Below are 22,983 nucleotides of genomic sequence, written 5' to 3' on the forward strand. Positions count from 1 at the left end.
AAGAGCTCGTCCTCTGCGAGATTCTGGATTGTGTACTTCAACTCATCGCGCAAAGCCGCAAGGCTCGCCTGTGCATCTTTGAGCACATGCACCGAAAGAGCATCGTCAGGTAGGTCGGCATAAATTTTCCGGATGGCATTAGCAAACGCGTCGCCATCAGCATGCGCAAAATCGACAAGGGGCAACGCGTCGCCATTTGAAGGCTTTCGATAGTTCTCAAGCGCCACGACAAAGGCGGTCACACGAGAAAAACTGCGCTTCGATGGAGCGGCTCCCTCTAACAATTCCGCACCAACACTTACTCGCTTAGCCATCGTTATCCTCATCAATAAATTTACGCTCAAACGGTCAGACTTCGGTGCGTAGGTGCGTAGGCAATCCGTCGTCACATCGACGTTCGAGATGTTGGAGAACTTCCTTAAATCGCCTCACTCACCATCAACAGGTCTCGTAGGGGTCAAGCATTAAGTGATTTAATGTTGTGACTCATCTACGGCCGGAAGATTACATTTATCATTAATTCTAGCTATTCGACGGTCAAATAATCGCCGGGATTATTTTTGACATCGCCCGGACGCGGCCTCCGCCCCAGGTATACAAACTCCATCAACGAGTTGAATTCTTTAACATCCTCAGACTCTCCCTCTACGAAACCGACCTGCCTATAAAGCCCAATAGCACTTTCGAAGTCATAATAAAGCGGGCCGTGTTGGGCGATGGCTTTAGCCACGGTCCTCACTCTTTTCGCGCATAGCTCGTACATATTCGGAGCATTTTCTACTAATTTTTTCGCTATAGCTTGGCCAAATTCCTCGGCCATATCACGCGCACCCTTCTCGGATATCGAGGGCAAGGCACTTAGCTGCTCTTTACGCTCATCAAGCCATGCTAGAGCAGTCTCCTCATCAAATGCTTTCAATGTCGCCAACGACAACTTGTCGATTGCTACCAAATTGGCAGGATCTTGACTGTAAAGTACGTTCAATGACAAATAACGTACCGTTGGAGGCAAAATGGAGAACACGGAAGTAATGCGCTCATTTTCGCCGAAAGCATGGCGTCGGAAATAATCAATAAATAAATACGCATACAGATCAAACAGGGCCAGCACCATTTCATGCACGTCCTGCTCGGATGCATTGCCTAGCGCTTCAGTATGCGTGAATTTACTGCCGACCGTATTAATCCTTTCAACAGATGAAATTAAAAAATTATCGTTATTGCTCTTTGCCGCAAGTGATTTTTTTGTCGTTGGTGAACCTAGATTAAGACGTTGGCCATCGGGCATGTCCAACAGTTTGCGAACAACGATCTCCGCATATTGTCTTATAGTGGATGCTTTTCCTCTAAGCGACCGGTCAGCGACATAGAAGGCATCGTTAAGAAGATCCTGCAACATCGCCTCATAGGCTTGGTTATTGAAATTCGGCATCTATGCCCTTTGAAGTAGTCAGAAAATTTGGGCTACGCAGCAATTTTTTATCCCATGCAGCCCCCCGTGATCCTAATCACCGGTCTCGCTCGACAGCGGTTGGCCGAATCGATCGCCCATTCGATCCGGAAGAATAGCGCTATCCATGGCATTTCTTGTATTTCTGACCGGAACCACAAGGGCAAGGATCATTGCGGCCGACCTTCGCCCGATGATTGCGGCGCTGTTCGACGGCCGGAAAATTTGCTCTAGACGGGAACACACGGCGCTGCTGCGGCCCGTTACCGGCGCGCAGGTCTGCTATGAGCGCCCGCTGACCATCTATCTCCTGCCGCTGCACAGCACTAAAACCACCGGCATAAGCCTCCAATCGCTGAATTTCCTGCTCGGCAGCCGAAAAGTCACGGCAGTAGCCCAGAACGACAGCGTACTGGCTGCGTATCGCGACGATACGGTCGAGCATACGGTAGTGCTCAGCGAACGGAAGCACATGCTGTTCAAGAATCTCACGTGCTCCGATGAAGTCATGTCGTGCAACAAAATCATCGGCGACATCTTGGCCAACTCGCACTGCCGAGTCCACGGCTCCCACGAGAGCATAGAACTTCATTGCGAAAAGGCGCCAAAGACCCGGGTCCACGCCGCGATCCTTCAGCAGAATCGAGCGAAGTTCAAGAGCATCGGCAAGATGCTTAACGTCATCGGTGCTGCTCGCACTGCGATCGAGTAGAGGGCGCAACTGTTGCTGAGACTTGCCGAAAATCCAAGCCTCGCTGATTCCAAGCTCATCGAGGTATCCCTGGATTACCTCTTCCACAAGGCGCTCCGCTTCTGCACCCTCCCCGAGCCGCCACAAGGCTGTGGCCGCGTTGTACTTGAATATGCGCTGATGCTGCTGCGAGTCGGGCAGGCTTTCGCCTAGTTCGGCAATGCTCGCCCGGACGCCCGGGAGGTCACGATGCTGCGCTTTCAACAGCATCCGCTTCATTCCAAGTGCCAGTTGAGTGGAGCGCGGCAATACATGCGCGCCGAGCAATTCCTCCATCCTTGCCAAGCGCTCTGGCAAAGATGTGAGATCGCCCGACTTGAGCTTCGCGAATACCAGTCCGTCCAGCGCCCAAAAACGTTGCTCGGGGTCGACTTCGATAGAGGCGGCTGCCGTTTCCAGGCTCGCAAGGAAGACATCCCCGATTCCCATCTCATGAAACATTTCGTCGCTCGCGAACTCGATGATAGTGTCGATTTCCTTGAGCGAAATCAGAGTTCTCACGTAGAGCGAGAAGCGCGAGGCATCTCTTTCTTTCGTGAGAGAGGCGGACAGCACGTCTCTCAAGGCGCGTCGCGCGCCAAGCGAATGCTCCGGTGACATGAGCTCCAAATGTCGCCTTCCAAGCAGGCTCACGGCGTCATGGATCTTCAGTTGCTTGCCACCGAAAATTTCGACAATCCCAAGGGAGCGAAGCATGCGAACGACTGAAGCAATTGCTGGTTCGCTTAGCCCCAGTGATGCCGATAGCATCTCATTGACCTCCTCCAGCTTCAAAACCACATCGGCCAGACTTAGCACCGCCACGACGTCCCGAGCGCCACTTGGAAGTCCGTCAAAGGTGCGCGAGAGGATGACTTCTTGCGACGTTTCGCCTATGTTCGTCCGGCTATCCAGCGCATCACAAAGTTGGGCCGCGTCGCCAGCGTAGTCCTGCACCGCAATTCGGGCTGCGCTCTGCACGAACAGCGGCATGCCCGCCGTCTGCTGACTGAGCCGCCCCATCGTTTCTGCACTGCCTCTCGCACCGATTGCGACAATCTCACTGGCCAGTGTGTCCATGTCCCAACCGCGAAGCGTTTCTCGGGTGATACCTAGGAGCGCTTCCAATTCCCGTGTCGAACCTGCCGGCTGACACAACAACAGGAAGCGCAAGTTGCCCGTTGCCCCGAGCGCCGCATGAATGTGGTCTGCAGGTACTTGGTGTGCGTTGTCGATCACGATGATGGGTGCGCGCCCCCGCTCTGCGAGATACACGTCCAGGCTGCGTAGTGAGTCAATGCCTGATACGCCTGGCAGTAAGACCTGCCGCAGGACATCAGGAGCTGCCCCCACAAGGCTGGCAGCCAGTTCTCGGACCAGTGAACTGGCCAATGCCGTTCCTGGCGTGTCACCGGCGTTGAAGTAGACGCAACTCTCCCTGGAGTGCGTTGCTGCCTGAGACGCCCACGACGTCTTACCTGCGCCGGAGAAGCCGCAGATGATCCGCAAGCGCGCGCTGTTGTCAATGTCAGGCTCGTCAATCTGGGGCCGATAGGAAACCAGCGGCGCAGGAAAATCTTGGAGCTGCACGAGCAACTGCTCGAACAGTTCCGGCAGTGTCTCCACCGCGAAGGCATGTCCGCCTCGCTGCATCTGACCTGTCGCGGCGGACATCACTAGCCCCGCCAGTTTCCAAACGAGCGAGTCGGGAACCAGCATTGCATGAGGTAGCGATGCTGCTTGGGCCGTACACCATTGAACGGCATCGCCAAGGTTTCGCCATGCCGGAGGCAGTGCGTCAAGATGTGCAGGAACAGGTTGACCTGGGCAGAGGAACTGGATATCGCCTTCGAGCGAGCCACTAGCAATCAATGCAGCCAAGGCGGGTCCGGGCGCCTGGTTGGCGACGATTGCGAAATGGGCAACACCTCCGCGGCGCCCGGCGACATGCTCCGCGCGAAGACGCGAAAACCGTTCAAGAGCGGAATCGATGTCGCTAGGAATGATGGGTTGCGAACGGCTCTTCACCTGCACGTAAATTCGGCGTGACGGCAGAACAATTTCAACGTCCTCATCGCGTTCAACGACCACCGAAGTCGCACCGGCCGCAGCAGCCCGGAATAAACAGCCTACCGTGTACAGATGCTGGTACAAAAAGCCGCGGTGCACGGCAGCTATGCGTACCTCCTGAGCGGGGTCCAGGGTGGGTAGAGGTAGCTCCATCACCATGCTATTCATTTCAAATTTTTCGGAAGTATGTAGATGACTCGCATTGCGGGCGAGCTCGCGGAGCTCCGAGTCTTTGACAATGGAATCGCGACATTCCGCTATCGGTAGCCCCGTGGCCTGATTACGCTCTCGACCACCGGCTCCATGAACCTTCGAGCGGGCGTCTCTTTTGCACCGCCCGAGCTTGCAAACTTGTTCTCTCTTGCCATTCCCCCTCCTACTTAGCCCAATATGGGGCTGGCGCTACACACAACCAGCTTCATCGATCCGCGGGTCATGGCCACATACAAGTGCTGCGCGCTCATGCCCTCCGTATTCAGCACGACCGCCACTTCCGCCTCCAGCCCTTTGAGCAGCAGCGTGCTGCCGACTGCACGCTTGGGCAACGGGCGGCCCAACAATCGGTTCTCGTCGCGCACGCGCCTGGCAGCCTCCGCAAGCGGGACGTTTCCTGCCGAAGCTCCACGCAGCGCCTTGAGCACGCCGTAAAGAATGGCGGGCCGATGCACGCGCACATTCGGCATCTCACGCAGCTCTGATAGCAGTGTTGCGGCTGCGGCGATGGACGGGGCGCGCTGGAACGCCAAGGCACAGCTCTCCGCTACGGACGGCGGATTCCTCGCGGTACCTCGGGCCAACGACTCCAGACGTCGTGTCAGCTCTGCGACACCCACGTTGGTCATGACGCTTTGCGCCAGCGCCAGCAACTGACCCAAGGCCCCCGCAGACGCAACATCGAAACCATTGCCAAAGGCGATGAGGTCTTGCAAATCGACTGCCTCGACGGTCGAGGCCCCTGGCGTCTGGCTTGCAAAGTTCTGCTGGCTCGACCGATTACGGCTGTCCGCGATGATCAGCACACGCCCGTCGGCGGTGGGCGGCAGCGTCCGCGCGGCAGCCAGTCGCTGCGGGTGGTCGTTGGGCGGGATGGTCTGAACCCACGTCACATGTGCCGGTGGCCCTGTGCGCAGATCCACCGACTGACCAGCCACCAACAGGCGGCGAGCCTCCAGCAGCCATTGTCCGAGTGCTTCCGCACCGGCATTGCGCCACCGCCACGGCGTGGCCAGTTCCGCCACGACCGGGAAATGCGCACACACTTGCTGCTCCCAATTGGCCAAGGCGTTGCCACCGAACCCGAAGATGCCCTGCATCGGATCGCCAAGCACGCAGGCCGGCAGAATCAGCGAGAGAAAGTAGACGAGATAGTGCTGAGGCACCGAACAATCTTGGTACTCGTCAACAATGAGGTGCGAGTAGGACGCTTTCAGGACCTCGCTGACGTGCCCGAACCAGGAGACACACCTGGTTTTCGCGCCGGACGAACAGGTGGTCGGCGTCTATCTGTCTGACACGGGAAAACGGTGGCTGAACCATACCGCACTCACCAAACGCGATGTGTTCATCGAAGCACGTTTGCCGGGACTGGACAACGCCGCCACGATCATCACGTCACGTCGCCGTTATGAACTGGAGCTGCGGTCCTCCGATGGCGGCGAGGTCTATCACCGGGTGTCCTGGCATTACTTCGACACCGACGCGCAGATGACCGCCGGGCAGTCTTCGTCATTCGGTGTCGAATACCCGGCAAATGTTCCGTCGACAGACGCCGCCGGGAGCGCCGCCGTCGGCACACCCGACCGATCGCCGGCACCGGGGTCCGTTGGGCGCGCCGGCAGTCCCCGGATCGATCTCGATCATGCGAATTTCGACTATCGCGTCGAGGGCACCGCGCCATTCGCACCCGTCATCGTGTTTGATGACGGGCGCTTCACCTATCTGCAGTTTCCGCATCGTGCGGAACTGCCCGCAATTCTCGTGATGGACGAAAAGGGCGAGGCCGAAATCGCCAGCTTCGTGCCACTTGGCAACGATTTCTTTGAAGTGCAGCAGACCGCCGCATATGGGTTGCTGCTTAAGCGCGGCAAACAGGAAGTGAAGGTTTTTAACGGCAAAGGCAATGGATGCGACCTCTTCGGCTGCGACGCCGCCCGCATGAAAAACGTCTACGGGAAGTCGTGATCATGACCACCCCGGATAGCAACGGCCCATCGCTCACGCCCGAACCGCCGCGCCTGACCCGCATACGCCGTAATCTCGCCAGAACCTTGCTGGTTGCACTGTGCTCCGCACTACTCGCAATCGTGCTGGTTCACGCCCGCTCTCACCCGCATGAGACGGCCGCTGAACGGCGACAACGCGAACAGATCGAGGCCGATGCGCGGCAGCCCAAGGCATCACCAGACGCCCTGCGCAAGCGGCTCGAGGACCAGCGTAACCTTGCGCTCTCCCGTGCGGGCAGCGATGCCTCTCCCGCGAGTGCACCACTCGGCGGGACGCCACTTGACGGCATTCCAAAAGGAATGCCGGGTGACGACGCCGGTCCGTTGCCGTCCGGCTATCGCGTGCCCGGGCGCGATTCCGCAACCAGCGACTCCGACCGCCTCGCGTTGCAGCGGCAGATTGAAGCGATGCAGAGCCAGTCGCTTGTCGCATACGAAGACACGGGCACCGATGCCGGCAGCTCGCCTAGGCACGAATCGAACGGGATGTCGCTTGACACGCTTGCCGGCGGCCTCGCCAGAGTGTCCGCCCAACGCGCCGCCACTCCCTCAGACGCTGCAGACGACCCCGGCACCTCCACGTCCGGACCGGCACCGGTGAGCGCAGCCGGTATCACGGGCCGGCGCAACGCCGACTGGCTCAGACAGCAGGGTCAGGGAAGCGAAGACGAAAAGCCACTCGTTCCAGTGCCTATCGATTCTCCGTTTATGGTGATGGGCGGCACCCCCATTCCGACCGTGATCCTGCAGGGTGCCAAGAGCGACATGCCTGGCACCTTCCGGGCCATGATCGATCGCGACATCTACGACACCATCGATGGCGCCTGCAAACTCATTCCGAAGGGTGCCCGTATCCTGGGACGAACCAGCAACGATGTGGCAGTCGGCCAGGATCTCATGCTGATGGCGGCCACGCGCATGATCTTCCGGCACGCCACGATGCGCCTGGACGGACTGGCGGGCAACGACCCGGATGGGGAGGCCGGCGTAAGCGCCGACGTCAACAACCACTTCTTCAAGATTTTCGGTTCAACGTTCCTGATCGCGGGCGTCGCGGCCTGGATCGGCCATAACCAGAATCAGCAGAGCGGAACAACGATCAATATCAACGGTGGTGTTTCATCCGATCTCTCTGAGGCGGCCGCCCAGTCGCTGTCGCAGACCACCCAGACGATTCTCCAGCGCAACATGAACATCCAGCCCACGCTGATGCTTGAACCGGGTCAACGTATCACGTTCATCACGCAGCGGGACATGATGCTGCCGCCCAATGTCACCGACGGGAGTTGCAACCGATGAAACATTTCACCTCCACCCTGTTGTCTGCCCTACTGCTCGTTGCCGGCTGCATGTTGCAGTCGGCCTGCGCCGAGCCGCCGGCAACCACAGGACCCGTCTATGACTTCGACTGGCATCTGGGCGGCGCCGCCGATGTCCAGCCTTACCAGGTGTTTGACGATGGTCAGAAGCTCTATCTGCAGTTCGACGATCCCAAACACGTGCCCGTCATTTTCGCCGACACAGCGGGCGGCCTTGTGCTCCTGCGCTGGCGTCCCGACCCGCCTTATATTGTCGTCGACCGGATGGAACCCGCGCTGGTATTCCGCACCGGCTCTTCAGAAGCTCGTGCGGTGCGCGCCTCGCCGGGCGAACCGCCACGTAGCGCACATTTTGGCATTGCCGCACCCGCGCGAACAACGCGCACAGGTACGCCCGCACCATAACTTTCGGCGTGGCCGATGCTGTCCAGCACGGAACGCGGTGTCGCTGACTTCACCCTTGCGCGCGCGGCACGCCGCTTAAGTCTCTCCACGAGCGCGCTTTAACTCAAGGTATGTCCTGTTTGCCTCGGCATCGTCCGCCCGGTACGCGATGTTCTCAGCGCTGTCCCTGTCCTCTCCATTCAGACCAGGCAATGACATCAGGTGGTCGCGGAGATCACCCCTGGCAATGGGAGAGACCATCAATGGGAGCAGATACGCGTCCAGGTGCTTGCCCTGTGGATTTTCCAGTTCCCGGGTGAGTGATTCCAGGTAATCGTCTTTCCGGGATGCATTCCAGTTAATGGCGAAACCTGCACGGTGGCAAAGTTCCGCATGGACGAGCAGCATCGTGCGACCGTTGCCGTCCAGAAAAGGATGACCCCAAGCAAAAGCGCCCATGACCATCCCCGGTTTTTCCCGAATCGCCTTTGGACTGTTGCCAGCCGACAGTCCCCATTCAATGGCACGCTGGCATAACTCCGAAGCTTCGAACTGTATTCGCTGTCCTTTCCCGACCAGTCGTCCAACGCCGAGAGCATGGCGATCCTGACCCGCCCACGGGTAAAACTCACTGAACAGGATCCGGTGAACCTCAAGGAAGTGCACGTACGTAATCGAACCCTCGATGGCGTGAAGATACGCCAATGCCGCCTCGAGGTTCGACTCAAAGAATCCGTGTTCTATGTACCTGAGTTCATCCAGATCCTTGATGCCGTCAACGTTACGCAGGTAACCCCTGGTTTCGTAGTCCCCGAACGGGTCGAACACGCTTGATCTCCCTTATGTGGTTCGCCATCAGTCGGGCAAACTGCCGGCCGCTAATCCGATCGTGCTTCTTGAGTGCAACCAGCAGCTTACCTGTGAGATCGAGCTTGACATCGTCACCCGCCGCTCGCGTCACTGCCTCGGCGAAATCATCTAGGCCTGAGCGCCGGTATTGAATGCCGTAGGCTTGCGCGAGCTGCTCAACAAACTTCCCGACGTTTTGGGTTGGCAGCTTGTCGACATCTGCAGCCAGGCTGGCGGCTGCGCCCGTTTGTGGTTTTTCGTGTGGACCGACATACCGCACCCGGATGTTGCCCCAGCCGAGCTTGCGAGAAATCCGGCTCGTCCCTGTGTCGACGAGGCAGACTGAGCGACCGTTTTCGTGCTGGATCGTCACATCAAGGACCGCGACGCCCAGTTTCCCGAGTGCCTCGCGCAACAGCATGTCACAACCAACGGCAAATTGCGCCTTGCCTTCCGGATCCGGACTGGTCTTGGCATAAACACCGGCTCCAAGTCGAACGAGGCGTCCATCGGCAACGAGATGCTGAAGCGCAGTGCTAAGGTGCGACGAACTCCCCAACCCAGCCAATTCACGTCGAAGCACGACATTACCCGACCGCTTCTTCAGCGACATCAAAAGCTTACTGTCCAGGTTCATCGGTCACCTCCAGATCTGGTGTACGAGGTTCCATTATAACCCACCTGAAACTCCTTATCTAACAATGGGTTATCGATACAAACCTTGCCAGAGAGGCAGCATACTTCGTCGGCCGGACGGCGCCTGCAGGGGTTTCGCGCAGAAGGCTTGGCGGTTGCGGTGGCCGACCACCGCAGGTCGCTCAACCCAGCGCCGCACGGTGCAATCCCGAGCGCATTACCGGCTGGTATTGACGGGAGCTCCGACGCCAACGCGTCGCTGTTCCGGGTGAGGATTCTGACAGCCTCGACCGAGGCCGTCCAAATTTACCGTCCTGTCACGTTCCGTGAACAACAGAAACTGTTGTACCGCCATGCGCCGGCCCGACGCCCGCTTCACAAAAACCGTCAAGATCAGTTTCACTCCGGACAACTGTGGGACAGTGACGCGCGCCGGATCTTATACGTGGCACTGGCGGTGAGGCGTACCCCGCCGACCGAAGCCCCCTGGGGGTCACGCGGACGCGTCCCGTGCCGCCCGGGCCTGGAGCCCGGTAAGCTGCGCCAACGCATCGGCCGCACGCTCGAAAGGCACAAAAATGTGATCGTGAAAGGCCGCAGCAACGACGTTGCAACTGATGCTGGCCTTCGTCAGCGCCTCAGCCACCGCGGCAGTGAGTCCCACCGCCTGCAGATCGGAATGAACAGTCAACGTGATCCACGCTGCCCGGTAAAGCACAGGCAACTCCTCGCGCAGTGCAGTCGGCTCATCGATGATGAGGGTCATCCCTTCGCGCTCACGAAACGTCGCCAAAGGCGCGAGCCGCGACACATCCCGGTCCGCCGGAACGGATGAGAAGACATAGGCTCCTTCGTTGAGCTTTGGCTGCATTGACGCGAGCAGCTGTTCGAGATCCGAAACGGGTTGGCTCACTGTGCTCCCTGTACAAGAAGAGGATAAATTGGGCTAGGTATACCGGCCGCGCCATCGCAAGCCGTAGCCACGTTGCATATCGAATCTATAGTGACCGGATCCAGCGAACAAGACGCTATTGAAGGGGCACGTCCCAGACGTCGTTGAGTTGATCGTGTCCCCCAAGGCCCCAACCCTCAGATAATGGGCCACCTTCGCAGGCAAAATCCAATGTTCAAAGGCGAATTGCCCCTCCTCGCCGCCCCGCCATGCGGTCGTAGGATTGCCGGTGCGACGGAACGCAAGACCTGTGCGACAGAACACATGCAAATTGGTCAGAACATAACGTATTACACATATTTTTAAATTTCAAGTCCTTCTTTGCTTTCCACCCTCACCGCACACTTGGCGCATTTGAGGGCGGGAGCAGCGGTGACACGGCAGCAAGACGAGCACGAACATCTGGTACGGGCAATCGGGAAGACCATTGCGCGTCGGCGCAAGGCGCTCGGCCTGACCCAGGAACAGCTATCTGAAACCGCAGGTCTCGCCCAGGCGTCGCTCTCCCACATTGAACGCGGCGTCACCTCGCCCAGCATCGAGCGCCTCGCGCAGCTCGCAGGCATTCTTGAATGCCGTCTTTCAGACTTTCTCGGTGAGACCGGCACAGGTCCGGCCGACCGTGCGAGCCGTATCCATCAGAAGCTCTCGGGCCTCAGCCCGATACAGCAGGATGCGTTGGAACGCCTGATGGATGAGGCCATCGCTCTGGCAACAAACGCACGCCCCGCCGCCAAACGCCGCTTGCGCAAACAGAGCCCCTGACTGCGTGACCGGGCTGCACGGCATTGTCCCCGAATGGCTGCTGACTGCCATTGGGTCTTCTTTCTATATGTGGCGTCAACCGGCCTCCTCTGCCGGTTCGCGGGTACGTAATGCAGTATTCCAATGCAGACCGGGCCATGCCTGAAAGTTGGGCTTGACTGGCTCCCGGTCCGCTTTTAACGCCTGCTATCCGCATTCGCCGGAAATGATCCGGCAGACACGAGGCATTCCCTACCGGATTCCTGACCAACACTCACCAGTCGTGACCGGCCGTGAGATTGAATCGCATGCCGTTATATCACTAAGATGTGCGAATTAAATATCGAGCAGAATTGCTTGAATTTCCCATGTCGCCGGCTATGATTCGCAATTGAAGTTGCCCGCTGGAGCCCATCCAGCATTCTTCGCAGTACCGTCGCTTATGCGACACCTTTCGCGGCTCTGCTTCGTCCCACTGTCTGGACCACCGCGGGTCTTTTGACCAGAAGCTTCCTTGTTTGCCCGTCTGGGGAATTGTCACTTCCCGGCACGGGACATGGCGATTCCCCTTTTTTTGTTCTGGAGAATCGTCATGAATCAGTCTGTCGAACCCCGCAAGTATTTCGACCTTCACCTGCGCGGCCTCGGGTATGTGTCCCGCGTCCGCGATGTTACGACCAAAGGCAATGGCCGCAGCAAGGCCAAACCCTTCCTCGCCTGCGCCATCTCCGCATTTCACGGAGACCCAAACGTCGAGAACGGCATCGTCTATCTTCCTCTCGACCTGATCGTCTCTGGCGAAAAGGCAAAAGAAGCAGTCCGTGCCGTGATGGATGACGCGAACGACCGCGACACGAAGGTGCTCGTCAGCTTCCGTTCCGGCGATCACTACATCCATACTTTCGAACGCACCGGAAACCGCGCTGGCGAAACCGGGGCTGTACTCAAGGGCCGCCTGCTCAAGCTCTTCTGGATCAAGGTCAACGGCGAGGAAGTCTACCGTGATGAAGGCGACGAAAGCGACGACGCCGAAGCTGGCGCCGATCGCTCGCGCGAGATCGTCAACGGCGATGAACCGTCGGCGGAACATCGTGATGACCGTGACGTGCCTCGCGTCGAACAGCCGACCAACGGTCGGGAGACCGAAGTGTCCGGCGAAGAGCCATCAGCAGTCGAACGCGCCGAACCGCGCACCAACCGCTATCCGCCGCTGCGCCGTCAGGCCAGCGGTAATGCCCGCCGGACTTCCGCCGGCGACCGGTAAGCGATCCCCTCCCGGTCCCCCGCTTCGCGCGGGGGACCCACTCACGCGCCCGGCCGTCCGCCGGCTTTCCGGAGCACTACCACGCGTACTGCTCCGGAAAGCCGGCATCGTCCGTCAGGTCGTCACCCGGGTCCACGGTGGCCCCATCACGCCGCGCCGTTTGCGCCGGACTCTACCGGCCCAGACACAGGCCTGGCAGTCACGATCTGCCAGGCGTTATCCGTCATTCGCCCTGCAGGCCAATGACGGATGACCGTTTCACTGCCGGCCCGCCAGTTGCAGGCCCGCCCGCCGCCGCGTCAGGCGACACGTTTGCAGCCATCTTCCGGTGCCATCGTCTGCACGGCTGCCCCAGGGTTCAAGCGACCCATGGTCCGGAATAACTTCCTTCCCCGTCGGGGCGTCAGCACGCCCGACCAGCCCGGATGTTGCTTGCTCTCGAGGGAGCTTCCGATGCTGACCGTGCAATCTCCCTGCCCTTGTACCGCCGTCACTGTTACCTCTCGTGCTTGATGACTGCGGATACACATCTGCGTCGCCGGGCACTGACGTTGTTCAACCCACGCGGGGAATGCGCTTCCCCGCCCGGGAAATCGTCCTCCGCACTTTCTGGAGGATGTCATGAACCATACGACTGAAACGCGCCCCATCGTGGCCACCCCTGTACCCGAGGAGCGGCGCATGGATATCCTGTCGCGCTACTTCGGCCGGCATATGATCCGCGCCGAGGTCACCGTCTACACCGCAATGGAATCGCTGTGCGAGACCTATCGCGGTGGATTCTGGGACTACGTCGAACTCTCGAACGGTGCGTTCTACATGGCGCCTCGCCTCGATGGGCCGTTGCCGGTCAGTTGTGACGGCAACGGCTATTCGGGTGAGATGAGCGCCGACGCCGCCGGTATTGTCGCATGCCTGTTTGCGCTGAATGCGATGGCATGGTCGACAGAAGACCCCCTTTTCGCGCAGCTCTACGACCGCCTGCTCACCTTCGCAGACCAGCACGCGGAAGCGGGTGCGATCTACGCGGCCATCGACTGACGACTTGCCTCTGTACAACCCTTGCGGGACGCGACCCGTGAGGACGCGTCTCCGTATCTCTCCAGGAGACAGCCATGTCACTTTCCATCCAGTCGCCGTCATCGCGCGGGCACCGTGCAATTCCCCCCTCTCATTCGTTTCATGCAATCGACACGCCAGCAAATTCCGGCTCAACCGGCCAGCCAGTATTCACGTGCAACGACGGCCGCGTGCTGCCGCTCTATACCGACCTAACGGCCGGACTTCCCGACGGGCTCTACCTGGGTCTCTTCAACGGTCGCGACAATCCCTTTATGGCAGCGGCCGATCCCGGATTCGACGGCCCACTGATCGGCCGGCTGCATTACTGCCACACGGTCGAGGCGCGCGAGGTCCGGCTGGAATTTGTCGACCCCTTCGAGGGCAGGCGGTTCTTCCCCGACATGGAAATCGTGGCTGGACCGTCCGGCCATGTTCCGCCCGGACGGATCAGTATGCCGGTCCAACTGGGCCTGAACTCCGGTGCGATCGTTTTCGATGGCCGCTATTTCGCCGACTGGACCGCCTTCATCATCTCGTCCGTGCGCACCGTCATCGGTCGCGACCTGACTTCGCAGCGACGTATCTGAAGCGCTCCCACCACGTCTGACTTCCTTCAATCTGTGCTGCGTTTCCAGCACATCCTCCGCAGGGCACCGTTCCCCGCGTCGGGAAATGTGTCCCGCTTCATCCACACTTTATCCGCACATTACCCAGCGAGGACATCATGGGATGGCTCTTTGGACATGGGCAGACCCGTTCACAGCTGATCGAACGCCTGACCCGCGATGAAGAACACAACGGCACGACGCGGCATTGCCTGCGCCACTACGCAAGCGGCAACGTGCTCTGGACGGTTTGGGAAATTCACCGCCCCACCGATCCACCGTTTCGCTATATCGGCTGCGATCTGATGGCATACGACAGAAGCTGTGCCGGGTGGGGTTACAAGGACCTCTGCGAGGAAATGGAGCCGCTCTACTACTCCTGTCCCCTCGCCTACCTCGACATGGTGCCGCCTGCGTCCGCCGCCTGGCGGGAGCAGGTCCGGACCTGGCATGCGGCGCGCTCACGCGTGCTCACCATCGGCGATACGCTCACGTTCAGCGGGCTGTCGATCACGCAGGCCGTGGTCGTCGGCAAACGCAGACGGACCTGGGTCGTCGAATGCAATGGCCACCGCTACGCGTTACCCCCGCGGATGCTGCGGCATATCGTCGAACAGGTTCCGGGAACCGGCCCACAGCATCCAGCATCAGGCTGATACACGCCACCTGTGCGCCTGGCCATCGGTCCAGGCGTCATCCCGAAGCGCCGCTTCCCATGCGCCGCTTCGGGATGGTTTCCCCGCCGGTCTGCCGGATGCAGACCCGACCGTCGCCGCGCAAGTGCGACGCCCCTGCAGCTTCTTTCCGGCGCCTTCGTCTGCGCGGCTGCATGTCCGGCACCGGACATCCGGAATCTGTTCCATTCCCAACCGGCGGGTTGCCATGCCCGTCGGGGCAGGACCTGCCCCCTTCCGTGGAGGCATCATGATCGCGATTCCCGGCACGCTCGACGTGCGCACCATCAAGGGCAGCAACGGTCCGTTCCAGGTCGGTGAGCTGACGACGTCCGTCGGCGACTTCAAGGTCAAGGACAAGCTGCTCGAACAGTTCGAACCGGGCGCCTACACCGGCATCTTCCTGATCGACCGGATCTACCCGCACAGTTACGTCTGGTACGGCAAGGTCACCGTCGAAATCCGCGCCCGCCTGGCGGACGTCCAGCTCGACAACGACGAACCGCTCGGCGACGCCGACACCCCACCGCCTTCGATCGAACCCGATCCGGCTGACGAGGAACGTCGGGCCGCTGTGACACCCGACGCGCTGCCTGCCGAAGAAGTCGCCTCTGAGCCCGCATCAGCAAACTCCGGTGAGCTGTATCTGCCCGATCTCTTCGGCATCGAACTGGCCGACGCCATCCTGGCCGGCGCGCCCGTCAAGCTCGATTCGACCGTCGAGCGCGGCCTGCTGCGCCGCCAGCGTGACGAGCTCGACGCCTTCGGCTACACGTTCCAGGCCTCGACCCAGACGTGGTTCAAGTCCTGATCCGATCCATCACGGGGGATGCACCTGTCGTTACGCACATCCCCCGTTTTTCCAGGAGGCTTCGATGGCCCTGATCTTCCCCCGTCTCGCGAGAAATTTTGTGAAGAACGGATATTTTCCGACTGATGCCGTGACACTTGAACGGATCGCCGGCGCGCTTGCCCCGGCCGACCCTGACAAACCTGCACGGCTCCTCGATCCATGCTGCGGTGAAGGCGCGGCACTGCACGATCTGAAACAGACACTGTGTGTGCACGACGCGTCAGCGGAGACCGTGCGCGCATACGGCGTGGAGTACGACCGTGAACGTGCATGGCATGCGAAGTCGGTGCTCGACACGGTCGCGCACTCCGACGTGCACGACATGTTCATCACTGCCCGCAGCATGGGTCTGCTTTTTCTCAATCCACCCTATGGCGATGTCGTATCGGACAAGGCGCAGACGGGCGAGCGGCAGCTGAACCGTCTCGAGAAGGTCTTTTACCAGAAGACCGTTCCGTGGCTCGCGTTCGGCGGCGTGCTGGTCCTGATCGTGCCGTACTACGTGATCGACCGCGAGTTCGCGACGATGATCGCGCGCAACTTCTCGCGCGTCGAGGCGTTTCTCGCCCCGGACCAGACGTTCAAACAGCTCGTGCTGTTCGGCATCAAACGCCGTGCCGACGGCGTCGACAGCATGGTCGCGGCCCGGCTCGCACGTATCACCGACGGTGAGTTGCCATCGGAACTTCCGCAATCCTGGTCCGACAGCCCCTATGCCATCCCCTGCGCGACGGGCGAATGCGCATTCGTTGCCACACGCATCGACGCCCTGCAGCTCGAGCAGGAACTCGATCGCATGCAGCACTCCACGCTCTGGCCGCAGTTCGCGTCGATGTTTACCGCGGAGCCGGTCGCACCACGCCGGCCGCTGCGCGACCTGTCGGACTGGCATCTCGCGCTCGCACTCGCGGCCGGCCAGATCACCGGTGTGGTGACCGGTCAGGACGGCACGCAGTTGCTCATCCGCGGCGACACGATCAAGCGCAAGGAGCAGGAAGTGCAGATCGAGGAAACGGACAAGGGCGACATCCGCACCACGATCCTGATGCGTGACCGGTTCGTGCCGACCATTGCCGGCATCGACTTTACCCCCGGCCCGAACCTGGGCCGCATCGTGACGATCCGCTAGCGCGACATCGTCTTCCTTCACCCTGCGGGGCTTTGCCCCGCGAGGAGCAGGCTTCGCCTTCCACAGGAGAACAGCATGAGTACGCTGCCTGTCAGTACGCCACCTATCAGTACGCGGCCCGACGGCGCCGGGGCGAACCTGGGTGCATTCATGGTCGGCTATACGCTGGATTACGCCCATCGGGTCGTGGTCGGCGTTCGTGCGGCGAGCGCCGAAGCGGCCTGCGCCATCGTGCGTACAGCATTCGACGCCGGTACGTTGTGGGATGACACGCCCGACATGCCACTGCTTTACGACGACTACGAGGAACTCGACGGACAGGTTCTCGATTTCGATGCCACCGCGGTCCCGGCCTGGGCCGCCGCCCATGCCTCGGTGCGGCAGGTTAGACTGCATGCGGCCGCAGAGCGCCTGCTGGCGTTCGCACGACTCGTCGATAACCGTGCGTTGTCCGCCAGCGTGATCGGGTCGTGGCATCCCGACGTGCTGGTCGGCCTTTCACTCACCGCCGGCCAGCTCCGGGAGCTGCGCACCCTGCTTGCGACGTTGGCCGATCGTTGATGCGAACCTTCTGACAATCCCGCACATGCACCCCCTGACGGGGTGCTTTCCTGGTTCACCGCCCCAGACATGCCGGTGAGACCAGGACAGCGCCTTACCGGAACAGATCGAGGTTTTCCCGCTGGTTTGCCGGCAGCAAACCCGCCGTCGCACGTCACGCGACACTTTTAGCAGTGCATCAGCAGCTTCTTCCGGCGCCTCCGTCCGCGCGGCTGCGGTCCATCCGGACATGGAATTTCATTCACCCTTTCCGGGACAGCGCCCGGCGGGTGCACCCGGATCTCTCCGAGGAGCCCGCCATGCTCTATCCCATCCTGGAACTGCAGGATATCTTCGTCGATGCCTGTGTCCGCGCCCCGACGGGCGAACTCATGTTCCTCTCGACCTACGGTCGCGACGGCTCACTCCAGCAACTCTACGCCGCGCTACACCTGGGCGTACAGGAAGGCGGTATCCGCCAGGTCACGATACTCGATCCGGCAAGCCGCCAGCCCCTCGCTGCTGTTCCTGTCGGGGACCCAAAGCGTTTCGACAAGTTCAGCGGCCGGCTGCCAAAGGACAACCTATTCGGCAGCCTCGTGCATACGTGGATCTTCGACCCATGCCTGATGACACCGGCCAGAGCCACCGCCACCGCGTGGCTGCTCGTCGACCGGCATACGCAGCACGATGACACTGCGTCGATCACCTCACGCGCGTGGTCGCTCATCGTCCAGCTGAGTCCTGTTCCCCTGCTGCCGCACTGGCGCGAGCGCGTCCTCAGCGCACTGGGCAAGGAAATCGTTACCGACCTTGCGGAGACCGCTTCCGCGCCAGTCGGCCGGCTCCACGCGTCGCTGATCGTGCTGCCCGAAGCGTTCCGCGAAACCCTTTCCACGCTCGTGCACGATGGCAAACTCACCCTCGAGGGCGACACCGGTACGCGCTGACACCTTCAGTTCTCTGTTAAGCCACCTGCGCGAGGCACTGATTGCGGGTGACCTTGACACCACCGCGGCCATGCTCGCCACGATGGTGAGACGGACGCTCGCCGGGATCAGCGATCACCGTGCGCGCGACACGCTCGCCATGCAGCTGGCGACGCTGCTTCAGCAGACGGGTGGCGCCTGACTGTCACCTGCACCAGGCCGGACTATCGCCCCTCTTTTTTCCCAACCCACGCGGGGATACATCGTCCCCGTCCCGGGCTTCGGTGTTTTCCCGCGTCTGTCCTTCAGATGAGGAGTACACCATGGAAACACTTCAGTTATCCCAGGAATCGGCCGACGTTGCCGGATCTGACGATGCAGCGACGGATGACGATACATCGGTCATCGCGCTGCCCGAATTCATCGCGAACTTCGGCGCAGGCCTGCTCGAAGCCGTACGGGAGCAGAACCCATCCGTCTACGATGGCCAGCGCGACGCGCGCTGGGACGCCCTGCTCGATAACCTTTCGCGCAAGCCCTTCCCGGCGCAGCGCGAGGTGATTCACGCCATCACCACCCTGCTCACGCAGCACGCGCCGGGTGGCATCATCAATGCGGAAATGGGGACCGGAAAAACGCTGATGGGTATCGGCGTCGCGGTCCTGTTGCACCACTGCGGCTTTCCCCGCACGCTCGTCATTGCCCCACCCCACCTCGTCTACAAGTGGCGGCGGGAGATCAAGACGACAGTTCCCGGTGCACGGGTCTGGATTCTCAATGGTCCCGACACGCTACGCAAGCTGCTGCAGTTGCGCTCGATGCGCACGCGACCCGCGGTACCGGAGTTTTTCATCCTCGGGCGGGTTCGCATGCGCATGGGTTTCGACTGGAAGCCAGCCTTCGCACGGCGGGTTGCTACCCTCGACATGGAGACCGACGCGATCACGCGTGTCTTCGCCTGCTGCCCATCCTGTGGCGAGTTTGTCTGCGACGAGGACGGCAATCCATTCACACCAACCCAGGCCCGCTCAGCACTCAACGAGAAGCGTCGCGCGTGCAGTTGCGGCGAACGGCTATGGACTCTCGCGCCGAGAGCACAAGGCACGCGGTCCATGCGCGAACTGGTGAAATCTGCGCTGCTGCAGATGCCCACCGTCGGCGAGAAGACCGCCGACCGCCTCCTCTCCCGCTTCGGCGAATCGCTGCTCGCCGACATGCTGCAGGACAACCTCTACGAGTTCATCAACCTGATGGACGACAGGGGTGAGCTCGTGTTCTCGGACCGCCAGGCAAAGCGCATGGAGCGTGCCCTGGCACACACCGAAATCTCGTTTGGACAGGGAGGCTATCAGGCATCCGAATTCGTCAAGCGCTACCTTCCCCAAGGCTACTTCGGCCTGCTCATCGCAGACGAGGGCCACGAATACAAGAACGAGAACTCCGCCCAGGGACAGGCCATGGGCGTACTCGCCCGCAAGGCGTCACGTACCCTGTTGCTGACCGGCACGCTGATGGGTGGCTACGCGGACGACCTCTACCATCTGCTCTATCGTCTCAATCCGTCGATGCTGATCGAGGATGGATTCAACTACGGCCCGAAAGGCTCGATGGGTAGTGCGACGATGGCCTTCATGCGCGAGCATGGTGTGCTGATCGACATCCACAAGCAGACCGACGAAGGCTCGCATCGGACAGCCAGGGGTGAGAAGCGGACCGTCTCGACGGTCAAGGGCCCGGGCTTTGGTCCGAAGGGCATTATGCGGTACGTGGTGCCGTATACCGCGTTCCTGAAGCTCTCGCAGATCGGGTAGAGTGTCCTGCCGCCCTACGACGAATCGCTGCTCCCGGTCACGATGTTGGAAGACATGGCGAGTGCCTATCGGACGCTCGAATCCAATCTGACGTCGGAGTTGCGCGCGGCGCTGCACCGTGGCGACAAAAGCCTGCTCGGTGTCGTGCTCAATGCGCTGCTGGCATGGCCGGAGTGCTGTTTCCGTCCGGAGATCGTGCGCCACCCGCGCACGAAGCAGATCCTCGCATCGGTTCCGGCATTGCTGCGGGACGATGAACCCGGCCCGAAGGAGGCGGCCCTGCTCAGTCTGGTCAGCGGCGAACTGCTCAATCGCCGTCGCACCCTCGTCTATACCACGTACACCGGCACGCGCGACACCTCGGTGCGACTTCGCAATCTCTTCGATGCCGTCGGCGTGAAGGCCTCGGTACTGCGCGCTAGTGTCGCCGCCGAAAAGCGGGAAGACTGGGTTGCCGACCAGCTCGAACGGGGGGCGGAAGTCATCATCACGAACCCTGAACTGGTCAAGACCGGCCTCGATCTGCTCGAATTCCCGACGATTGCGTTTCTCCAGTCGGGCTACAACACGTACACGCTCCAGCAGGCCGCTCGCCGAAGCTGGCGCATTGGTCAGACGCTCGACGTCACAGTGCGGTTTTTCGCCTACGAGGCTACAGCCCAGATGCGGTGCCTGAAGCTGATGGGCCAGAAGATCGCCGTCTCCCAGTCGACCTCCGGCGACATGCCGGAGTCCGGTCTCGACATTCTCAATCAGGGCGGCGAAAGCATCGAGGTCGCGCTCGCGCGGCAGTTGGTCAATCAGGAATGAAGTCCTGACAAATCATCCGATTTCAATCCAGGCTACTTTTACTTCTCATGGAGAATTCATCATGATTCACTTTCTTGCCGCAGACCTCCGCCCTGTCATCGATGAGGCCCGCACACAGCACTGCCGCATCGCGCTGGTCAAGGACCACGGCGTCTACATGCTGTCGGAGAAAGGCGAAATGGAAAACGGTCAGCGCAGGATCATCGCGTGGGCCGTTGAATGCAATCCCGACACGGCGCCGTTCGACGACTGGTGGGAACGTGCCAGGACGGAATTCGGCGGCGACGACTTTGTCGAGCACTTCGATCACGACGATGCCGTCTTTGACCGCGTGATTAACGATGGCTTCGATATCCAGATCCAGGCAGATGCCCGCTACCTCTACATCGATGCTGTCGCACCGCGGTCCTGACCGCTTCTGCTACCCGTATCAACCCTCTTGTGTCGAAAACACGCGCCTGGTCCATCACGTGGGCCAGGCGCTTTTTTTTCCTATTGCCGGTAGCGCCCGGACAGAACGTGCCCTATGCTCGGTACAGCAGCGCGTGCAGAGTGGGGAAGCACTGGCCGGCGTGAGCCGGTCCGACGGATCCAGTTTCCCGGTGAACGCCATGTTTTCGCTGCTCCCGTCTCTGCCACCCGCACCGCCGAATTCCCGGCATGTTTCGCCGTGGCCCGCATGCGCGGCATCGATGGCTATCGGGGTACTTGTGGCACTTGCCGCATGGTACCCGGGCCACTGGCAGGCGCTCCTGCTGCTCCAGCCTGCCGGATGGTCACGCGTACGAGGCCGTGCCACGGCGTTCGCGCTCTGGGCCGGCTATTACCTCGCCGGGGCACGGGACATCCCTCTCGTGAGCATGCGCTTCTTTTCTGGTTATGGAGAGTTCACGAAGCCGGAGGCACTCTTGCTCGGCGTCACGTTCTGGATCGGGCAGGCGCTGCTGCTTTCAACGCCGTGGGCCTTGCTCAAACCAGCCGCGCATGCGTCCGCTGCAAGCCATGCTGCACGCGCGGTGATCGCGACGCTGTTTGTGACCGTACCCCCGCTCGGGATCATTGGCTGGCTCTCGCCCGTGTATGTCGCGAGCGCCCTGTTTCCTGGCTGGAAGCTGCCGGGCCTGATACTTGGCGTGGTCGTTCTCGCCTGCGCCGCTTCTGTCTCACGCTGCCGCCTCGCGCGATACGTCACAACCCTACTGTTCACGCTGTCCATCGTCGCCAACAGTTCGGCGACCGTGCCCCCTGCACCCTCCAGATGGGTCTCACTCGACACACGCCTCGGTAGGCTCGACCAGTCGAACTATGCCCAGCTCTACGCGAGAACACAACACGTCCAGCTCCTGGCAGAGCATGCGTTTGCCGCAGGGGCAGCCGTTGTCATCCTTCCGGAAGAAATCGTGGGATTGTGGCGTCCCGCGATGGGCTACTGGTGGCATGACGACGTTCAGGCATTCGCCGCAGCGAGGCAGACATTGATCTTCGGTACAGACCTGACCGTATCCAGCCCACAGTTCCGGTATACCGATAGCGCCGTCATCGTCGGGGGAAACTACGGGCGTGTGGACAGCCGCCAGCCGGTGCCTGCTGCACTATGGCGGCCAGGTGCGGCCGTCAGCGCGATCCGTGGAAGCCTGACGCAGCGGTACGCCGTCGTCTCAGGCAAGAGCGTTGCATTCTCCATGTGCTACGAAGACCTGTTGTGGTGGCCGCACTGGCACCTGCTCCTGCACCCGCCCAATGCGCTCATCAGTCTGTCCAACAGCTGGTTCGATTCCGACCTCGCACTCGCACCCATCCAGCAGCAGGCTATCGCCGCGATCGCCCGACTGTCGGGCGTATCGCTACTGCGTGCGATGAACCGGTAGACACGACGGTCGAAGACCTGCGTGGGATAGTCGGCCATGAGGCGTCATTCGACAAAACTGCGCATGGACATTGGCGCGACTG

21 protein-coding genes and 1 pseudogene are annotated in these 22,983 nt (G+C 60.7%); 15 read left to right on the forward strand and 7 right to left on the reverse strand.

Annotated elements, in window-relative coordinates; genetic code table 11:
* The 4 genes from B0G83_RS35640 to B0G83_RS35655 form a co-directional block, all read right to left on the reverse strand.
* A partial coding sequence (locus B0G83_RS35640) for a hypothetical protein (RefSeq protein ID WP_219849065.1) occupies positions 1-314 on the reverse strand: 314 nt, incomplete at its 3' end.
* A gap of 212 nt (positions 315-526) precedes the next feature.
* The gene (locus B0G83_RS35645; protein WP_105511994.1) at positions 527-1,432 is read right to left on the reverse strand and encodes a hypothetical protein; all 906 of its coding nucleotides are present in this window, start codon (positions 1,430-1,432) and stop codon (positions 527-529) included.
* Between the two features lie 139 nt (positions 1,433-1,571).
* Positions 1,572-4,418, reverse strand: coding sequence for an SEC-C metal-binding domain-containing protein (locus B0G83_RS35650; protein ID WP_105511995.1), 2,847 nt, complete (start codon positions 4,416-4,418; stop codon positions 1,572-1,574).
* A 212-nt stretch (positions 4,419-4,630) separates the two neighbouring features.
* Positions 4,631-5,680, reverse strand: a complete 1,050-nt coding sequence (locus B0G83_RS35655; protein ID WP_258168484.1) for an ATP-dependent helicase — start codon at positions 5,678-5,680, stop codon at positions 4,631-4,633.
* Between the two features lie 58 nt (positions 5,681-5,738).
* Between B0G83_RS35655 and B0G83_RS35660 the strand changes: the two genes are divergently transcribed.
* The 3 genes from B0G83_RS35660 to B0G83_RS35670 are packed head-to-tail and all read left to right on the forward strand — an operon-like array spanning position 5,739 to position 8,196.
* Positions 5,739-6,431: a TrbG/VirB9 family P-type conjugative transfer protein gene (locus B0G83_RS35660; RefSeq protein WP_258168477.1), complete on the forward strand. Its 693-nt coding sequence runs from the start codon at positions 5,739-5,741 to the stop codon at positions 6,429-6,431.
* 2 nt (positions 6,432-6,433) lie between these two features.
* Positions 6,434-7,771, forward strand: coding sequence for a TrbI/VirB10 family protein (locus tag B0G83_RS35665; protein WP_105511997.1), 1,338 nt, complete (start codon positions 6,434-6,436; stop codon positions 7,769-7,771).
* Positions 7,768-8,196, forward strand: a complete 429-nt coding sequence (locus tag B0G83_RS35670) for a TrbG/VirB9 family P-type conjugative transfer protein (RefSeq protein WP_105511998.1) — start codon at positions 7,768-7,770, stop codon at positions 8,194-8,196. Before B0G83_RS35665 ends, B0G83_RS35670 begins: the two co-directional genes overlap by 4 nt.
* Before the next feature lie 75 nt (positions 8,197-8,271).
* On the opposite strand, the gene B0G83_RS35675 is transcribed toward B0G83_RS35670, so the two are convergent.
* The 3 genes from B0G83_RS35675 to B0G83_RS35685 all read right to left on the reverse strand — a co-directional run bounded on the left by B0G83_RS35675 (position 8,272) and on the right by B0G83_RS35685 (position 10,573).
* Entirely contained in the window at positions 8,272-9,003 is a 732-nt protein-coding gene (locus B0G83_RS35675) for a Fic family protein (protein WP_105511999.1), read from the reverse strand.
* The gene (locus tag B0G83_RS35680; protein ID WP_105512000.1) at positions 8,957-9,661 is read right to left on the reverse strand and encodes a hypothetical protein; all 705 of its coding nucleotides are present in this window, start codon (positions 9,659-9,661) and stop codon (positions 8,957-8,959) included. The genes B0G83_RS35675 and B0G83_RS35680 overlap by 47 nt, the downstream gene beginning before the upstream one ends.
* A gap of 492 nt (positions 9,662-10,153) precedes the next feature.
* Entirely contained in the window at positions 10,154-10,573 is a 420-nt protein-coding gene (locus B0G83_RS35685; RefSeq protein WP_105512001.1) for an ACT domain-containing protein, read from the reverse strand.
* A gap of 411 nt (positions 10,574-10,984) precedes the next feature.
* Between B0G83_RS35685 and B0G83_RS35690 the strand changes: the two genes are divergently transcribed.
* The 12 genes and pseudogenes from B0G83_RS35690 to B0G83_RS35745 all read left to right on the forward strand — a co-directional run bounded on the left by B0G83_RS35690 (position 10,985) and on the right by B0G83_RS35745 (position 22,901).
* Positions 10,985-11,377 carry a helix-turn-helix domain-containing protein gene (locus B0G83_RS35690; RefSeq protein WP_105512002.1) on the forward strand — a complete coding sequence of 131 codons (393 nt, stop codon included), beginning with the start codon at positions 10,985-10,987 and terminating at the stop codon, positions 11,375-11,377.
* A gap of 571 nt (positions 11,378-11,948) precedes the next feature.
* Positions 11,949-12,620 (forward strand): DUF3577 domain-containing protein, encoded by a 672-nt coding sequence (locus B0G83_RS35695; protein ID WP_105512044.1) that lies wholly within the window; start codon positions 11,949-11,951, stop codon positions 12,618-12,620.
* 621 nt (positions 12,621-13,241) lie between these two features.
* Positions 13,242-13,661 (forward strand): antirestriction protein, encoded by a 420-nt coding sequence (locus B0G83_RS35700; protein ID WP_105512003.1) that lies wholly within the window; start codon positions 13,242-13,244, stop codon positions 13,659-13,661.
* Positions 13,662-13,735: 74 nt separating this feature from the next.
* The gene (locus B0G83_RS35705; RefSeq protein WP_181157174.1) at positions 13,736-14,269 is read left to right on the forward strand and encodes a hypothetical protein; all 534 of its coding nucleotides are present in this window, start codon (positions 13,736-13,738) and stop codon (positions 14,267-14,269) included.
* A 137-nt stretch (positions 14,270-14,406) separates the two neighbouring features.
* Positions 14,407-14,943: a hypothetical protein gene (locus B0G83_RS35710; RefSeq protein WP_105512004.1), complete on the forward strand. Its 537-nt coding sequence runs from the start codon at positions 14,407-14,409 to the stop codon at positions 14,941-14,943.
* A 268-nt stretch (positions 14,944-15,211) separates the two neighbouring features.
* On the forward strand, positions 15,212-15,772 hold the full coding sequence (locus tag B0G83_RS35715; RefSeq protein ID WP_105512005.1) for a DUF3275 family protein: 561 nt from the start codon (positions 15,212-15,214) through the stop codon (positions 15,770-15,772).
* Between the two features lie 64 nt (positions 15,773-15,836).
* Entirely contained in the window at positions 15,837-16,943 is a 1,107-nt protein-coding gene (locus B0G83_RS35720) for a DUF6094 domain-containing protein (RefSeq protein WP_105512006.1), read from the forward strand.
* Positions 16,944-17,018: 75 nt separating this feature from the next.
* Complete coding sequence (locus B0G83_RS35725) at positions 17,019-17,504, forward strand: hypothetical protein (RefSeq protein ID WP_258168478.1); 486 nt, start codon at positions 17,019-17,021, stop codon at positions 17,502-17,504.
* A gap of 299 nt (positions 17,505-17,803) precedes the next feature.
* A complete protein-coding gene (locus tag B0G83_RS35730; RefSeq protein WP_105512046.1) occupies positions 17,804-18,433 on the forward strand; it encodes a hypothetical protein in 630 nt (209 codons plus the stop codon).
* Positions 18,434-18,735: 302 nt separating this feature from the next.
* Positions 18,736-21,033, forward strand: a pseudogene (locus B0G83_RS35735) (SNF2-related protein).
* A gap of 61 nt (positions 21,034-21,094) precedes the next feature.
* Positions 21,095-21,445 (forward strand): DUF3085 domain-containing protein, encoded by a 351-nt coding sequence (locus B0G83_RS35740; protein WP_105512007.1) that lies wholly within the window; start codon positions 21,095-21,097, stop codon positions 21,443-21,445.
* Positions 21,446-21,644: 199 nt separating this feature from the next.
* A complete protein-coding gene (locus tag B0G83_RS35745; RefSeq protein WP_258168479.1) occupies positions 21,645-22,901 on the forward strand; it encodes a conjugal transfer protein TraB in 1,257 nt (418 codons plus the stop codon).
* Positions 22,902-22,983: the final 82 nt, after the last annotated feature.

Origin of the sequence: Paraburkholderia sp. BL21I4N1, from assembly GCF_002973525.1 — a bacterium.
Lineage (GTDB): Bacteria > Pseudomonadota > Gammaproteobacteria > Burkholderiales > Burkholderiaceae > Paraburkholderia.

Bases quoted from the DNA above. Each gene is read 5' to 3' on its own strand.
- B0G83_RS35745 (WP_258168479.1), top strand. From the start codon at position 21,645: ATGTTTTCGCTGCTCCCGTCTCTGCCACCCGCACCGCCGAATTCCCGG.
- B0G83_RS35665 (WP_105511997.1), top strand. From the start codon at position 6,434: ATGACCACCCCGGATAGCAACGGCCCATCGCTCACGCCCGAACCGCCG.
- B0G83_RS35710 (WP_105512004.1), top strand. From the start codon at position 14,407: ATGGGATGGCTCTTTGGACATGGGCAGACCCGTTCACAGCTGATCGAA.
- B0G83_RS35645 (WP_105511994.1), bottom strand. From the start codon at position 1,432: ATGCCGAATTTCAATAACCAAGCCTATGAGGCGATGTTGCAGGATCTT.
- B0G83_RS35705 (WP_181157174.1), top strand. From the start codon at position 13,736: ATGTCACTTTCCATCCAGTCGCCGTCATCGCGCGGGCACCGTGCAATT.
- B0G83_RS35740 (WP_105512007.1), top strand. From the start codon at position 21,095: ATGATTCACTTTCTTGCCGCAGACCTCCGCCCTGTCATCGATGAGGCC.
- B0G83_RS35715 (WP_105512005.1), top strand. From the start codon at position 15,212: ATGATCGCGATTCCCGGCACGCTCGACGTGCGCACCATCAAGGGCAGC.
- B0G83_RS35725 (WP_258168478.1), top strand. From the start codon at position 17,019: ATGAGTACGCTGCCTGTCAGTACGCCACCTATCAGTACGCGGCCCGAC.
- B0G83_RS35730 (WP_105512046.1), top strand. From the start codon at position 17,804: ATGCTCTATCCCATCCTGGAACTGCAGGATATCTTCGTCGATGCCTGT.
- B0G83_RS35670 (WP_105511998.1), top strand. From the start codon at position 7,768: ATGAAACATTTCACCTCCACCCTGTTGTCTGCCCTACTGCTCGTTGCC.
- B0G83_RS35720 (WP_105512006.1), top strand. From the start codon at position 15,837: ATGGCCCTGATCTTCCCCCGTCTCGCGAGAAATTTTGTGAAGAACGGA.
- B0G83_RS35680 (WP_105512000.1), bottom strand. From the start codon at position 9,661: ATGAACCTGGACAGTAAGCTTTTGATGTCGCTGAAGAAGCGGTCGGGT.
- B0G83_RS35650 (WP_105511995.1), bottom strand. From the start codon at position 4,418: ATGAATAGCATGGTGATGGAGCTACCTCTACCCACCCTGGACCCCGCT.
- B0G83_RS35695 (WP_105512044.1), top strand. From the start codon at position 11,949: ATGAATCAGTCTGTCGAACCCCGCAAGTATTTCGACCTTCACCTGCGC.
- B0G83_RS35700 (WP_105512003.1), top strand. From the start codon at position 13,242: ATGAACCATACGACTGAAACGCGCCCCATCGTGGCCACCCCTGTACCC.